Origin of the sequence: Frankia sp. AgKG'84/4 (assembly GCF_023242965.2) — a bacterium.
In the GTDB taxonomy this organism is placed as follows: domain Bacteria; phylum Actinomycetota; class Actinomycetes; order Frankiales; family Frankiaceae; genus Frankia.
Genome location: NZ_JALKFU020000871.1, coordinates 1 through 894 on the forward strand (window position 1 = coordinate 1; position 894 = coordinate 894).

Sequence of the window (894 nt, forward strand, 5' to 3'; positions counted from 1 at the left end):
GCCCTGGCCGCCGGCACCGCCCTGGCCGCCGGCACTGCCCTGCGGCGCCGAGCCGGCCGCCGCGCCGCGATGGCCCTCCCCGAATGCCTGGGAGGACTGCCACTTCTGGAAGTCCTCCTCGCTGCGCCACCGGGTGTAGACGAGGTAGGAGTCCGTGCCCTCGATCGGGCGCAGCAGCTCGAACCACTCGAACCCGTCGGCCTGCTCCACCATCCCGGCCCGGCCCGCGAACCGCTGCTCCAGCGTGGCCCGCATCTCCGCGGGAACGGTCAGCGCGTTGATCTTGACGACGCTCATCTTCTCACCGTAGTGCGCCGACGGAGGCGACACGCCACTAGAGTGCCCGGACGTGACAGGACTTCCCCGGCTCGCCGTCCTTGGCCTCGACGTCGCCTCCGCCGCCGCGATGATCTCCCTGGTCGACGGCGGACTGGAGGTCACCGCCTTCGCCGCCGGCCCGGTCCCACCGCCGGCCCAGGCAGCCCTGGCCGCCTATGGCTGCGCGGACCGTGTCGTCGGGGTGGCAGCCGGCACGCTGCGCCTGGCGACGGCGGACCCGGCGGCCCCGCCGTTCACGGTCCACGGCGCGCGGACCGACCCGCCGGAGGACACCGACTCGGATGATCCGCTCGGGGTCTTCGACGCCGTGGTGCTGACGGCCCACACCGAACGGCTCCTGCCCGCCGGGCCGGGATCGCCGCGATTCGGTGGCGTGTTCGACCGGCGGGCCGGCTGGGCCTTCCACGTCACCGACCCGCCGGAGCTGGCAGGCGCGCAGGGCCGGTGGATCGGCGAGTACCTGCGCGGCCGGTACGCCCTGCCCGACCCCACGGCGATGGACGCCGCAGGTGGGGCGGCGAGCGGGCGCCCGCGCCGCGGCGGAGCGGTCCGCGC

General features: G+C 75.6%; 2 protein-coding genes. One reads left to right on the forward strand and one right to left on the reverse strand.

Going from position 1 to position 894, the window contains the following annotated elements; genetic code table 11:
- Positions 1-297 (reverse strand): antibiotic biosynthesis monooxygenase family protein (locus MXD58_RS25755; RefSeq protein WP_250610299.1); only part of this gene is annotated, 297 nt, incomplete at its 3' end.
- Between the two features lie 52 nt (positions 298-349).
- On the opposite strand from MXD58_RS25755, the gene MXD58_RS25760 reads away from it, so the two are divergent.
- Positions 350-894: hypothetical protein (locus MXD58_RS25760; RefSeq protein WP_250610301.1), on the forward strand; the 545-nt coding region annotated here is incomplete at its 3' end.